Source organism: Clostridium magnum DSM 2767, assembly GCF_001623875.1.
In the GTDB taxonomy this organism is placed as follows: domain Bacteria; phylum Bacillota; class Clostridia; order Clostridiales; family Clostridiaceae; genus Clostridium_AM; species Clostridium_AM magnum.
In genome coordinates, this window is the sequence record NZ_LWAE01000002.1 from 1,202,720 (window position 1) to 1,216,741 (window position 14,022).

Below are 14,022 nucleotides of genomic sequence, written 5' to 3' on the forward strand. Positions count from 1 at the left end.
CAGTAAAAAAGTAGTAAAAATCATTTTATACTATTCCAATTTTTTTATTTTTCCTCTAACTATGGACTCGTTAACAGCTTCTTTTATCATCTCTTTTGATATGCCATCATCTCTATATACAACCTTAACCATTTTAGAGCTAAAATCCACATTCAGCTCTTCTATTTCTCTTAGTTGACTTAATGTTTTTACAGTGTTCATAACACATCTGTGACATAACATATTATTTTGTTTAAATTTAACCTTATGATTCTTCATATAAATCTCTCCTTTAATTAAATTATGATTCTAGCCTTAAACTTTATTTTATAGCTATATCATATTCTAAAGTTATGAAGTAATTATGAAAATTTACTAAAAACAATTAAAATATATCCCAATAAAAAGCATAAAGTATCTTGATACCTTTTAGGTTACTATGCATTATAGAATAAAAATAATTAAACTAATCTATACTAACTACTGAATTATAAATATTACCTTAATACATTTGCTAATAAATCATATAAATTCTTCATAATTCCTTCATATGAATTAGTTACAATAAATTCATATACATAACCACTAACTTAAGGAAAGGATGATTCTGATGTTTAAATCTAAATATCTAAAAGCTATAGGTGCTCTAACAGCTTTAACTTTAGTTTTAGCTGGTTGTGGTAATACAGCTAAAAATGAGACTACTAAACAAAGTCAACAATCTCCAAGTCAAACTAAAGTAGAACAAAAAACTTCCTATTACTATACTGCAAATGAAGGTGGCAGCATTTCTAAAATAGATGCAACTACAAACAAAGTGTTAGAAACTATTAAAGTAGATGGTTCTCCTCATAATGTTCAGATTTCACCGGATGGTAAAATAGTAGCCTCAACCTCAGCTGCAATGATGGAAAAAGGTAAAACTGAACATGGTTCTATGAGTATGAATGGATCTGCACTATTTTATGATGTTGAATCAAATAAACTTATTAAAAGCGTAGCTGTAGGCAATCACCCTGCTCATATAGTGTTTACACCCGATAGTAAATATGCTTTAGTAACAAATAACGAAGATAACAATGTATCAGTAATTGATGCGAAAGGCTATGCTGTAGTTGGTAAAGTTTCTACTGGTAATGGCCCTCACGGCTTCCGTATCTCCAAAGATAGTAAGAATGCTTATGTTGCTAATATGGGTGAAGATACAGTAAGTGTTTTAGATATTGCAAGCTTTAAAGAAGTGAGAAAAATTAAAGTTGGCAAAACTCCTGTAACTACAGGTGTAACAAGTGATGGCAAAACTCTTGCAGTAACTGTAAACAGTGAGAATGCTCTAGCTATAATAGATCTTTCTACAGATAAGATTGAAAAAATACCTGTAGGTGTGGGACCAGCACAAGTGTACATTCAATCTGACGATAAGTTTGCTTTTGTGGCAAACCAAGGTACTGAAGATAAACCATCAAATACTGTGAGCAAGATTGATTTAACTACAAGGAAAGTTATAGCAACAATAGAAACTGGTAAAGGTGCACACGGAATAGTAACAAGTGCTGATAATAAGTTTGTTTATGTAACTAATATGTATGATAATACGGTTAGTGTAATTGATAGTACAAGTAATAAAGTAGTCACAACAGTTTCTGTAGATAAAACACCTAATGGCATAAGCTATAGGTAATACAAAATAGTAAACTTTTTATTTTATATCTATACTTGGAGACAGTTAACTCAGCATCCTTAAAGTGCTGAGTTTTCATTTTGATTTTTGTATTTTAAATTACGTTATCTTGAATATAATTTAAATTTTCTTTATTAGGTATAATCCAGTAAAAATTTTTAGCGGTATTAATCTATTCTGTTATAGAAATACAAATAAAATTAAAGTTGAGGTGAAGATATGAGAAGTCTAAAACTTTTAAGATATTTTACTATCTATAGTCTTATTGCGTTTATATTTACAGGCGTAGCTATAGTTCTACTCATAACTACTCATATCAAAAATGATAAGATAAATTCAATAGAGCAGGTAACTCATTTAGCTATCCACTACATAATCGAGCCAGAGCTATCCTCAAGTGATTATTCACAAGCATTATCTAAAGAAAAATCTGAAATCTTAGATAACAAGTTCAAACACACTCTGGAAGAAAACAATATATTGGAGGCAGTGATTTGGAATAATAGTAAAACAATCATTTATTCAAGCAATAAGAATATTACCGAAATACAACCTACTAATCAGAAAATTTTTAATCAGGTGTTAGGCGGCAAATACAGTTACTTTATTACAGATCTACAACATGAAAATAGAGTGATAAAGATAATCAAAATATATATACCAATCACAGTTAATAATTCCATAGTAGGAATTTATGAGATTCTTAAACCTTATGATGAAATACAGATGCATATGAATCAAGTTACAAAAATATCGATTATAGTTGTATCCTCTGGTTTTGTAATCTTATATCTACTATTACTAAAAATTATATATAATTCATCAATAATGCTGCTAAAACAAAATAAAGAGTTAACAAAAAACGCAGATGATATTAAACTTGCCTACTCAAAACTAAATATGACATACAAAAGTACAATACTTGTTATATCAAAGGCAATTGATGCACGAGATCAATACACAGCTGGTCATTCAGAGCGTGTAGCTAAAATTTCTTTAGCAATTGTTCAATCACTTAATTTACCCAAGGAACAGTTGGAAACTCTTGAACTGGCAGCTTTATTTCACGATGTTGGGAAAATAGGTATTCCAGATTATATACTAAATAAGCCTGGTAGGCTCACTGATGAAGAATTTAATAAAATAAAAGAACATCCTTCAATAGGCGTGGATATTCTAAAGACAATTGATTTTTTAAGCCAAGTCTTACCAATAATACTTCATCATCACGAAAGATTTGATGGTGGAGGTTACCCTAATGGTGTTAAAGGAGAGAACATTCCCTTTGAATCTAGAATTATTTGTGTTGCAGATTCTTATGATGCAATGACATCAAATAGGCCTTATAGGAATGGCCTCCCTCATGAAGTAGCTGTAAGTGAACTCATAAAATATAAGAATATTCAATTTGATAGTAATATAGTTGATGCCTTTCTACAGGTTGATATTAAAACATTATTTAAATCCTAATTGAATAAAGAGACTCATAGTTTTCAATCTACCATGAGTCTCTTTAATTTAGTTTTTGTAAGTTATACCATTTGGATTCTTTCCTACTGGTATTATTGCTATTACCTTGTTTTTCGAATTATCTATAACACTAACGGTATTATCGTACATATTCGTTACATAAACAAATTTGTTATCATCGCTGACTACGATACCGTGAGCGCCTTTCCCTACCTCTATTGTTTCAATTACTTTCTTTGTAGATAAATCAATTTTTGTAATACTGTTAGATGGCTTATTCTCTGTTCCTTGATTTGCTACAAAAGCATATTTGTTATCTTTTTGTATATACACTTGAGCAGGGACTTCACCCACCTTAACTTTTTCAACATTATTAGTCGCAAGATCTACTACTGCTACTACGTTCTCTGAACTTACTGTAGCTAACAGAGTTTTGTTATCGTCAGTTATTGCTGTAGTTACTGGATTTTTACCAACCTTTATTGTTTTTGTTACTTTAGCTTCATTGATATCTATAATACTTATGCTGTCTGAATCATAGTTAGCAACATATGCATACTTACTGTCTTTTGATATTCTAAAGCCATGAGGTCCTTTTTCTGTTTGAACTGTCTTTACTACTTGATAAGATTTTGCATCTATTATTATTACATTATCTTTATCAGAGTTTGTAGCCAAAACATACTTTCCGTCATTAGTAAAAACCACGTGTGCAGGATGGTTTCCTGCAGAAACCTTTGCTATTAATCCATTAGTTTCAGCATTATAGAATAAAACTACCCCATGCCCGTGAGCAGAACCATGATCATCGTGTTCTACATTTTTAGGCATCAATGTTGCTGCTAAAATCTTGTTATCTGGTGACATTTGAACGTTGTGAATACTACCTTCTACTTTTATTGTAGCTAAAATTCTATTAGTTAGCGTATCTATTTTAGATATACTTCCTTCTTCATTGGCAGTAAAATAATAAGATGTATTACTTGAAACTGAACTACTTGGTGCATTTTCTAGGTTTACTGAGCTTTTTAACTCTTCTTCCTCTCCATGGCTATGACTATGCCCCTCTCCCTTAGGCATATTTGCCGCAACGTTCTTCAACGCAAAACTTAGAAATAACGCTATTGTCAAGACTACTGCAAACAATGGTAATCCTTTCTTAATGCCTAACTTTATATTATTTTTAAGCAAGAAGCTAGTAAATGAAAGAATTATTCCACCAGGAATTAAATAAGCTGCGTATTCAGCTACATCATCAAAATGTTGAATACCACCACTTATCATACCTATTCCCACAGATAGACAAAGTGAAAATATAACAAGTCTAATTGTGCTACCTATAGATAAATTTTTCTTGTCTATAACTATTTCGTTTAACAATGATGCTACAACAAATACACCCATGCCTACAAATAGCACTATAGTATACTTATGTGGATCTAAAGGCATATGAACTATAGATCCAGAGGTTAATCCCATTCCTAAAAAAAACATTACATAAACTATGTACGGAAAAACCGCACCTTTCCACGAACTTTTCATAGTATTTTCCACAAATAAATCCTCCTTGTATTATGCATTAAGAACATTATACTGATTTGTTATGAAGATGATTATTAATTTCAAATGATAATAATTTTTAAATGAATATAATAATAAAAACAAAAAACTCTTTATAGGTACAAAGAGTTTTTTGTTTTTAATTATTTATTATTCTTTTCTAATTCTTTTACCTTTTTAATAGCACTATACGCATCTATAAGTCCATATCCGGATTGTTGATCTTTACCCTTATACATAATATCCTTAGCTGTGCTATCTAGAATATCTTCTATTTGACTTGAGGATAACAGAGGATTTTCTGACTTGACCATAGCGGCAATTCCTGATACTACTGGTGCTGCCATACTTGTCCCATCCCATGCTTCATAGCCGCCTGGAACCGTACTTAATATCTTTACACCCGGAGCAGCAACTTTTATAGAATTTCCATAATCAGAGAAATATGCCTTTTTATAATTATAATTCATTGCAGCTACTGCGAATGCACCATCGCCAGCTGGACTATAATTATCGCTGTTTTCATTATCATTACCAGAAGCAGCTACTACAAATACTCCCTTGCTCTTAGCATAATTTATTGCATCTGCAATTAACCTACTTTTAGATTTAATGCCGAAACTTAGATTTACTATGTCAGCACCCTTATCTACTGCATATACTATACCTCTAGCTACATTATTCTCTTCTCCCTCTCCGTTTTCATCAAGTACCTTTACCGGAATAATTTTTACATCTAAATTTCCAACTATACCTGATATACCTATCTTATTATTTGCTTCAGCAGCAATAATTCCTGATACATGGGTTCCATGACCGTTATCATCCATTGCATCATAACTATTGTCTATAAAGTTATAGCCTTTATCTAGTAATACTCTATTTTTTAAATCAGGATGCGTGTAATCTATTCCTGTATCTAAAACTGCTACTTTTACTTCTCTTTTCTGATTTATTAAAGGCCATGCTTTGTCAGCTTGTGTATAGGAAATATCCCATTCATATTTATAACCGGGGTCATTTACAGCAGTACTATTATTTTGATTTATCTCTCCTAATTTAAAATCTTTTTTTACAGGTGTTCTTTCTATTGGTTTAATAATCTCTATATTTTTAGGTGTTTCAACGATTTGAGTTCCTCTTGTTCTGTCAGTCCTGTCAAGAATATCTTGTCCCTGCATATTATGTGATATTAAAATATATCCCCCATTAGGCAATCTTACAATTTGAAGATGTTTTAATCTAATTAGAAAGTTGCTCGAATCTGAGTTTATTGATACTTTTTCTAAATCATTAATACTATTTGAGCTGCTATCATATCCTATATTATTTTTTATATGCGAATAGGGCGATAAGGAACTTACTGCAAATAATATTGATGCTGCTGTTATTCCAGCAATAATTTTTCTCACCATGAAAACCTCCTTTGAGCTTATATTACCAATGGATTAGTACATATTGATATTAGGCAATTATATCATTGGTACACTCTGTCAAACTTATTATTATGTACCTATAATACATAATACTTGTGTAGATATTATGTAGATTATTTTAGTTAACAATTATTTAATAATTAAATTCTTTAGTTGGGAATATAGATAATAAAGCTAAAGCCACAATCTGATTTTTATGCTGTAAATCAGATTGTGGTTTTTAACTTTATAGATATGAATTTGGATTAACGCATACTAAGTAAGGTCTACGGAGCTTAGTAATAGGGTATTAATTTTAATTTGGCTAACAATTGTCTAATTGTTAGTCATCCCTATGAATTTTCTTCTGGCTATCAGCTACTACAACAAACTTCATATTTCCTTGTATAAATTTTAAACTTCTTCTATGCTAACAACTTGATAACGTGTATCTATAATAGCACGCTTTATGTCATTGTCTTGAATATCCCTAACAGCTTCAATTATTGCAGTTTTGGAATCTAAATCAACAGTTACACTAGTTACCCCTTTAAGTTCCTCTAAATCTGCTTTCACGTGTTTAACACAATTACAACACTTCATTCCTTCTACTAGTATTCTTTTTTTCATGATTATTCCACCTTTCATTTTGTAAATTTATATTTCTATATTGAGGGCTTAAAGCCGTTCAATCTTAGTGCATTAGTTAAAATTGATACAGAACTTAAAATTATAGCAATTGCTGCTATTATCCGATTCGAAAGTGTTCCCTCGAATATATGTAATATCCCCATAGCCACTGGAATCTCTAATGTATTTATCCAAAGATCGAGAATAAGTTTTGGTTTATATTTCTTATGGTTTCTTACTTAAATCTGTAGCCGTAACTAAATGCAATTTATTCTTTTAAGGTTTATATGGGTATCCTTTCTCTATCACCCCCACCCCCTGTGGGTGTTACCTTAATTATAAATTATACCTTAATTTATTTCAATAGTATTTATAAAAATTATTTAGGAATTAAAAGGGGATGTCTCAAAATGATTGAAAAATCATTTGAAAGACATTCCTTTTTCTTTCAATAAATCATAAATACAATCAATTGACATTTTTATACTTTTTTCTTACAATGTAATTTTTAGGTGGATTTTTATAATAGAAAAACTTACTAAGCATAACCAGAGCACAGAGCCTAACATTTATAGTCTGCGCTTTTTTCTTCTCTACGACTATTAAATACTCCTTGTACCCATTAATCGTTTTCCTATCCAACCTTGAGATATCTTTACTTTTTGTGTTATAGTACCAGTTTATAAACTGTCGAATACATCTTGAATATGTCTTAATTGTACTAAAACTTTTATGTTCCTTGTATAACAAATACTTTTCAAATTCCTCTATCATATACATATCTCCTTTGCTATCGCTTAGGTTTATTACCTTGTATGAAAAATTATTTTACATATCAAAACGTTAAATATTTACGGAAAGTTTTACTCTATGGTCATAGGAGCTTGCAGAGCGAGTATGACCATTTTTATTTAACAAAGTAAAAAGCCTATTTGCAACTCGTTTTTTTGTTTCAAATAGGAATAAGCTGTCCCTTATTATTCTGAGACAGCCGCTTTTAAAGGCTTATTGCATTACTATATTTTTAATTAAGCATTTATATAAACAAAGTTGGATTTAACATACCGAAAACCATCGCAACATGTGCAACTACTAAAAAACCAGATATAAGCTTATAGTGAAGTTTCAATTTCTCCTCTTCTGATTTATTTTTGAAGAGAATTCCTAATTCCATAAGAGAAATAGGTAATAAAACTAATACTCCACTTAAATATGAACCTACTGCCGTAACATCTATCCAAGTATTCCATTTATTATTTATCGTTAATGGAATAACTGCTGTATTTAGCAAATAAATAAATATTCCTGTAAAGTAAAAGCCAAATACTATTCCTGCAAATTTATTTATTTGCTTAGCAATACCATCTGTTTGCCTGCTATAGATTATAAATAACTCTGATATAGTTAATGTTTCAGCCAAAATAACTGGTATAGCCATAAAAATTATTAAATGCCAAGGTTGGGCACTAGCTAATAAAGCCATATAATGTGTCATGTTATTCATATTGTTCTATACTTACGTAACGGTGAACGTAAGCTCCTCCTTTTTTTTACTTAATTTTCTTTAGCACTCCGTTATTTACTTAAAGATATTCTACATTTTCATATTTCCCATTGGCGGTGCCATTCTAACTACATCTGGACTAAGCATACCAAATATCATATTAATGTGGGCTACAATTAAGAATCCAACAATTAGCTTAAAATGAATCTGTGATCTCTCCTCTTCCGACTTATTTTTAAAAATTAGTCCTAAATCCATAAGTGCTATTGGCAATAAAAAGAGTACTCTGCTAAGATAAAAACCTAATGCTACAACATCTACCCATGTGTCCCATTGACCATTTATTGTTAATGGAACAGCTGCTGTTATAAATAAGTAAGCAAATATACCAGTAAAGTAAAGTCCACCTACTATCCCTACGAATTTATTTATTTTTCTTGCAATGCTATTATCTTGTTTGTTAGAAGGTTGGTTACCTTCTAGTGCTATTGCTATTTCACCTAAGGCTGCACCTCTCTTCTTTCTATTGAAAAGAACAATAAACTCTGTTATTGTCAATGTCTCAGCTAGGATAACCGGTATTGCCATGAAGGTAAATAGATTCCAGGGTTGATTCCCCATTATCAAAGCCATATAATGTGTCATACTATTCATAATTATTTACGCCTACGAAACGGTAAAACGTAAGCTGCCTCCTTCTCACTGCTATTTTTATTATCATATACCGCTAATTATAATTAGTTAGTTTCATCAAATACTGAATTTCACCTTGAATTTTTCACAGCTCCCCTCATAAAGGGGGTGTACAAGTTATATGTTTGATACTTTTGCACTAACTACAATAAATGATTTGTTCCGATTGTTGTGTCATATGCTACACCTATTGCATTATTTAATACAAATTTTGAATAAGGTTTAACATGTCCACACATTCCTCCTTTCCACACCTCTAAACAATAGATGAACTGTTAAATCCATACCAGTACTTGTCTTTAAGTCTCGATAAAATCGATCCTTTTAACTAATTGTTACATAATATAAATAAGCAATTTTGGTGCCAATAATCCTAAACAGTATTATTCCAATTTTATAAATGGCAAATAAATATCCACCTGAGTTCCTTTTCCCTCTTTACTCTCAATTTGCATATATCCTTTATGTTCTTCTATAATACTATGAGTTATAGATAATCCAAGTCCTGTTCCCTTTTCTTTTGTGGAGTAAAAGGGCTCAAATACTTTTTCTAATTTACTCTTATTTATACCAACCCCTTCATCCTTAAATGAAATAATATTCCATTGTTGTTTCCTGTATAGATTTATATAAATATTCCCACCTCTCGGCATAGCTTGGACTGAATTAAAAATGATATTTATGAATGCCTGCTTTAGTTTATCTTCATCGATACTTGAGGTAACATCATTTTCACAATTAAAGCTTATATTAACCTTATGTTGCTGTGCATACTTATTTACTATCATTATTACAGTATCTATAGTTATATTTAAATATTTAACTGTATTTTTGAAAATACTAGGTCTTGCAAAATCTAATAGTCCCTGTATTACTTTGTTAGCTCTATCTATCTCATGTTCTATAATCTCAAGCCCCTCCTTTGTTTCTTCATCTTCTACGTCCTTACTAATAGTCTGTGCAATTGTTTTAATAATTCCCAAAGGATTTCTAATTTCATGTGCAATTCCTGATGCTAGCTCACCTATTGCTGAAAGCTTCTCTGTTCTTCTTATATGTTCCTCCAACTTTCTAACTTGAGAAACATCTTCGATTATCAGCACCACTCCTTGTGATACATCAAGTAGATTTTTAAGAACGTAAGAATGTATTCTAACAGGAACTTTAGCTCCATTCTTACCAATGCTATATGTTTCATAACCTATAATATTTTTATTAAAATCTAAAGCATCTTTTAAGAGAATCTTAACTACCTCTTTATCTTCAAAAAATTCGTATATATGTTTATCATAGCTATCCTGATAGTCTAATATGTCTTTGCCTTCTTTATTAATTGAAGTAATTTTTAGATTTTTATCAACGGCAATAACACCATTTAAAATGCTGTCTAAAATATTTTTTGTATAATTTTCTAGGGTTGTAATCTTTGCAACTTGATCTTCTAAAAGCTTTTTCACTTTAAATTCTTTTTCTACAAGAGTTCCTGTTATACATGCAACAACCATAAACATAATTATTTCAAGTACCTGATTCACAATATTTGTATCTGTCACTCTAAAATACAGAAAAAGATGTGGAACATAAAGCAATATAATAATACTAAATGATATTATTGCACCCTTTAATCTAAACCTAAACGCTGATAATATTATAGGTATATAATATAACCTTCTGTAAAAATCATGGAGCTCTCCCTTAGAGTACATTGTTAAATAAAGCATTAAAGTAATCACAATAATACTACATCCTATAAATATTTTTGTTTTAATAGTTGATTTCATTTTCACACCTACCTTTTATTTATCTTGACTGTGTTATTTGATACACCTCTCTGTGTTATTTGCTCATTTAATTAATTGGTTCATATATTTCACAGCAAATTTAACACCAAGCATTTTTATTAAAAAATTAAAACAACCAGCTTATACAACCAGTTGCTTTGATTCCTTAATATTGTATTTCTCCATCCTATATAGCAAAGTATGTCTTGTGATTCCCAAAAGCTTCGCTGCTTTAGTTCGATTATTATTAGCTTTTTTAAGTGCTTGTACTATAAGGCTTTTTTCAACTTCATCCAGATTAATTCCTTCATCTGGGATTGCAAATTCTGTGGATTCACTACTGTTATTTAAAATTTCTTTTGGTAGATCCGCAATTTTAATAGTTTTTCCATCATTTAAAATTACAAGTCTTTCAATGAAATTCTCTAGTTCTCTTATATTACCTATCCATTTATAATTTACAAGTGCTTCTAATGCCTCAGCCGAAAACTTTATCTCGCCTTTTTTTATATTGATGGAATAACGGTTTATAAAAAATTTTATAAGGGATGGTATTTCTTCCTTTCTTTCTCTTAGTGGAGGAATTTCTATAGGTATCACGTTTAGTCTATAGAATAGATCTTCTCTAAATTCTCCTTTTTTCACCATATCCAAAAGATTTCTATTAGTTGCTGCCAGTATTCTTACATCCACTTTAATGGTGTCATTTCCTCCAACTCTTTCAAATTCTTTCTCTTGAAGAACTCTAAGAAGTTTAACTTGAATTGAAGGTGGCAGCTCTCCAACCTCATCTAAAAATAGGGTTCCTTCATCTGCAAGTTGAAATCTTCCAATTTTTTTTGAAACTGCACCTGTAAAAGCGCCTCTTTCGTGCCCGAAAAGCTCACTTTCAAGAAGATTTTCGGGCAGGGCTCCACAATTTATCTTAACATATGGTTTGTTATTTCTATTACTGCCAAAATGAAGAGCATTAGCGATTAGCTCCTTTCCAGTACCACTTTCTCCAGTTATTAGCACAGTTGCATTACTATCTGCAACCTTATTTACTATATCTAATATGCCTTTCATTTTTTCACTTTTATAGATTATAGTTTTTCCTGATTTACTATTAAGCTCTTCTGTAAGCAATTCTATTTTCTCCTGCATATTACCTATGTTAAGTGCGTTTTTTATTATTATTTTTAACTCATCAATGTTAAAGGGCTTTGATATGTAATCTATGGCTCCGAGCTTCATTGCTTCAACAGCACTTTCCATTGTTCCATGTGCTGTAATCATTACAATGGGAATATTAAGATTTTTGTCTTTAACTTTTCTTAGTACTTCCATACCATCTGCTTTTGGCATCTTAAGGTCAAGTAATATTAAATCTATATCATTATTTAGAACTATATCAATAGCTTCTAACCCATCAGATGCTGTAGTTATTTTATACTCCTCATTCTTAAGTGCTTTTTTTAAGGCCCAAAGCATATTTTTTTCATCGTCAGCTATTAATATCTTTTTAATCTGAATCTCCTCCTAATTTAAACAGATAATATAATAGTTTCTCTATTCGTCAAAAAACTTTTGCCGCCTCCCTCTGCAGGGGCGGTAAAAGCTTTTTTTAATTACTATTGAATTTTTAGTCCAATAGAGATTTTAATATAATTTAAATTTTCAATTATCTTTTTTATAGCCATTTTTATCGTACTACGTGTTTCTTTCAAATTCATTGGCACAGTTTTGACTACAAAAATAATATGTCCTGCCATTTATCTCCCTGGATATAGAATCTGCCTTTGATACAAACATGCCACATACAGGGTCTTGATCAGTATCTATACTCATACTTGTTGTTTTTCCAGTATATGCTACATTGTCTTCTTCGTGCTTTTTGTGATTTGAATAATCTTTATGACCGTTTCCGCAGCAACCGCCTCCATGTGAATCATGTTGTCCGCTATGACTTGAATGTCCCCCTCCACAGCAGCCTCCCCCTCTGAACATCATGTATACCATCAATCCGAAAAATAAAATATACCACCAGTTATCTGCTAAGAATCTCAACATAAACACCTCTCTTTAATATATAATCATATTCTAATTGATCGAATTTTTATTGTTTACACATAGTATAGAACAAAGTTATGTAGATAAAATGAAGAAATTTAAATTGTTGATTTTATAAAAAGCAGTACAAAACCCCTTTGTATTATGGTTTCTCGTGAAATCCATTAAATCACAAAGAGGTTTCTTATTTTATTATTAAATTATAATCCTACCCATCTCTTAGAGTAGTCTTTTTTAGAAGACGATATTATTAAATACCTATTTTGAACATAATCGATATTAATAATCCAATAATCACAGCTAAGTGATATTTTAATCCGACTTGACCTATAAGCCCCATTGTTTTGCCTTTTGTAGAGATACTCTTATCATAGGATAAAAAATTAGAAATTGACCTATAAGGAAATAATAAAACAACGGCTACTAATACAATAATAGGATAAATGCCTATTATCATTAAAATAAATGTTAGTACAAGTAACATTATTACATTAAAAATCCACAGCTTCTCAGAATTTTTAATTCCTATCAGTATGGGCAATGTCTTTCTACCAACTTTTCTATCTTCTTCTATATCACTTAAATTATTAGACAGTAATATGGTACCAATAAATACTGCAGTAGGAATTGCTATCAGTACTGTATTTAAATTAAATGTGCCAGAATGAATATAAATAACCGTTGTTGTTATACCTATCCCCATGGTTACTCCAGATACAATTTCACCTATTGGAGTATATGAAATAGGTAAAGGCCCACAAGCATATAAAATTGAAATAATTTCACCAATAGCTGCAACTATCAAAATATAATAACTTGTTTGGCTAGCTATAAAAATACCAATTAGAAAAGCAATGAATTGATATACCCATATAATACCTAAAACTTGTTTTGGGGTAACCTCACCATTTACTAGAGCTTTTTCATTTCCTTTTTCTTTGCTATCTGCTCCACTTTTAAAATCAAAATAATCATTAATCATATTAGTAGCACTCTGAATCAATATCATGGAAATTGATAACAATATAAGATAAATAATATTAAACTTTCCAAAAGCATACCTTGAATAAACCGTACCTAGCACTACAGGGACAATTCCTGCAACAAGAGTTTTTATATCCATAAGCTTTATTATTGTAGGAAAGCTCATTTTCTCACCTCTATTTCCTTAAGGACACCTTTAAACTATGGTAACTAGTCTTTATCTAACTTAACAATAGCATTTGTAACTGTTAAATGTAAGATTAGTATATTATT

General features: G+C 30.6%; 13 protein-coding genes and 1 pseudogene. 2 read left to right on the forward strand and 12 right to left on the reverse strand.

The annotated features are described in order from the left end of the window. Positions 1-30: 30 nt before the first annotated feature. Positions 31-258: a heavy-metal-associated domain-containing protein gene (locus CLMAG_RS13015; protein ID WP_066622705.1), complete on the reverse strand. Its 228-nt coding sequence runs from the start codon at positions 256-258 to the stop codon at positions 31-33. 331 nt (positions 259-589) lie between these two features. Here CLMAG_RS13015 and CLMAG_RS13020 point away from each other — a divergent pair, with 331 nt between their 5' ends. Beyond that, positions 590-1,660 (forward strand): YncE family protein, encoded by a 1,071-nt coding sequence (locus CLMAG_RS13020; protein WP_066622709.1) that lies wholly within the window; start codon positions 590-592, stop codon positions 1,658-1,660. A 219-nt stretch (positions 1,661-1,879) separates the two neighbouring features. Beyond that, positions 1,880-3,130, forward strand: a complete 1,251-nt coding sequence (locus CLMAG_RS13025) for an HD-GYP domain-containing protein (protein WP_066622711.1) — start codon at positions 1,880-1,882, stop codon at positions 3,128-3,130. 48 nt (positions 3,131-3,178) lie between these two features. On the opposite strand, the gene CLMAG_RS13030 is transcribed toward CLMAG_RS13025, so the two are convergent. The 11 genes and pseudogenes from CLMAG_RS13030 to CLMAG_RS13075 all read right to left on the reverse strand — a co-directional run bounded on the left by CLMAG_RS13030 (position 3,179) and on the right by CLMAG_RS13075 (position 13,915). Further along, positions 3,179-4,684, reverse strand: coding sequence for a YncE family protein (locus CLMAG_RS13030; RefSeq protein WP_242873016.1), 1,506 nt, complete (start codon positions 4,682-4,684; stop codon positions 3,179-3,181). A 149-nt stretch (positions 4,685-4,833) separates the two neighbouring features. Next, the gene (locus tag CLMAG_RS13035; RefSeq protein WP_066622713.1) at positions 4,834-6,105 is read right to left on the reverse strand and encodes a S8 family peptidase; all 1,272 of its coding nucleotides are present in this window, start codon (positions 6,103-6,105) and stop codon (positions 4,834-4,836) included. A gap of 414 nt (positions 6,106-6,519) precedes the next feature. Beyond that, positions 6,520-6,735: a heavy-metal-associated domain-containing protein gene (locus CLMAG_RS13040; RefSeq protein ID WP_066622714.1), complete on the reverse strand. Its 216-nt coding sequence runs from the start codon at positions 6,733-6,735 to the stop codon at positions 6,520-6,522. 35 nt (positions 6,736-6,770) lie between these two features. Beyond that, positions 6,771-6,990 (reverse strand): annotated as a pseudogene (locus CLMAG_RS34725) (hypothetical protein); the annotation flags it as partial. A gap of 213 nt (positions 6,991-7,203) precedes the next feature. Next, complete coding sequence (locus CLMAG_RS13045) at positions 7,204-7,509, reverse strand: phage integrase N-terminal SAM-like domain-containing protein (protein WP_066622718.1); 306 nt, start codon at positions 7,507-7,509, stop codon at positions 7,204-7,206. A gap of 262 nt (positions 7,510-7,771) precedes the next feature. After that, positions 7,772-8,239, reverse strand: coding sequence for a DUF6803 family protein (locus CLMAG_RS13050; protein WP_066622720.1), 468 nt, complete (start codon positions 8,237-8,239; stop codon positions 7,772-7,774). 90 nt (positions 8,240-8,329) lie between these two features. Continuing rightward, positions 8,330-8,893: a DUF6803 family protein gene (locus CLMAG_RS13055; RefSeq protein ID WP_066622721.1), complete on the reverse strand. Its 564-nt coding sequence runs from the start codon at positions 8,891-8,893 to the stop codon at positions 8,330-8,332. A 422-nt stretch (positions 8,894-9,315) separates the two neighbouring features. After that, a complete protein-coding gene (locus CLMAG_RS13060) occupies positions 9,316-10,713 on the reverse strand; it encodes a two-component system sensor histidine kinase NtrB (RefSeq protein WP_066622722.1) in 1,398 nt (465 codons plus the stop codon). A gap of 141 nt (positions 10,714-10,854) precedes the next feature. Then, positions 10,855-12,222 (reverse strand): sigma-54-dependent transcriptional regulator, encoded by a 1,368-nt coding sequence (locus CLMAG_RS13065; protein ID WP_066622723.1) that lies wholly within the window; start codon positions 12,220-12,222, stop codon positions 10,855-10,857. A gap of 183 nt (positions 12,223-12,405) precedes the next feature. Beyond that, positions 12,406-12,765: a YHS domain-containing protein gene (locus CLMAG_RS33230; RefSeq protein WP_066622724.1), complete on the reverse strand. Its 360-nt coding sequence runs from the start codon at positions 12,763-12,765 to the stop codon at positions 12,406-12,408. A 250-nt stretch (positions 12,766-13,015) separates the two neighbouring features. Then, positions 13,016-13,915: a prenyltransferase gene (locus tag CLMAG_RS13075; protein ID WP_066622725.1), complete on the reverse strand. Its 900-nt coding sequence runs from the start codon at positions 13,913-13,915 to the stop codon at positions 13,016-13,018. Between the last annotated feature and the right edge of the window lie 107 nt (positions 13,916-14,022).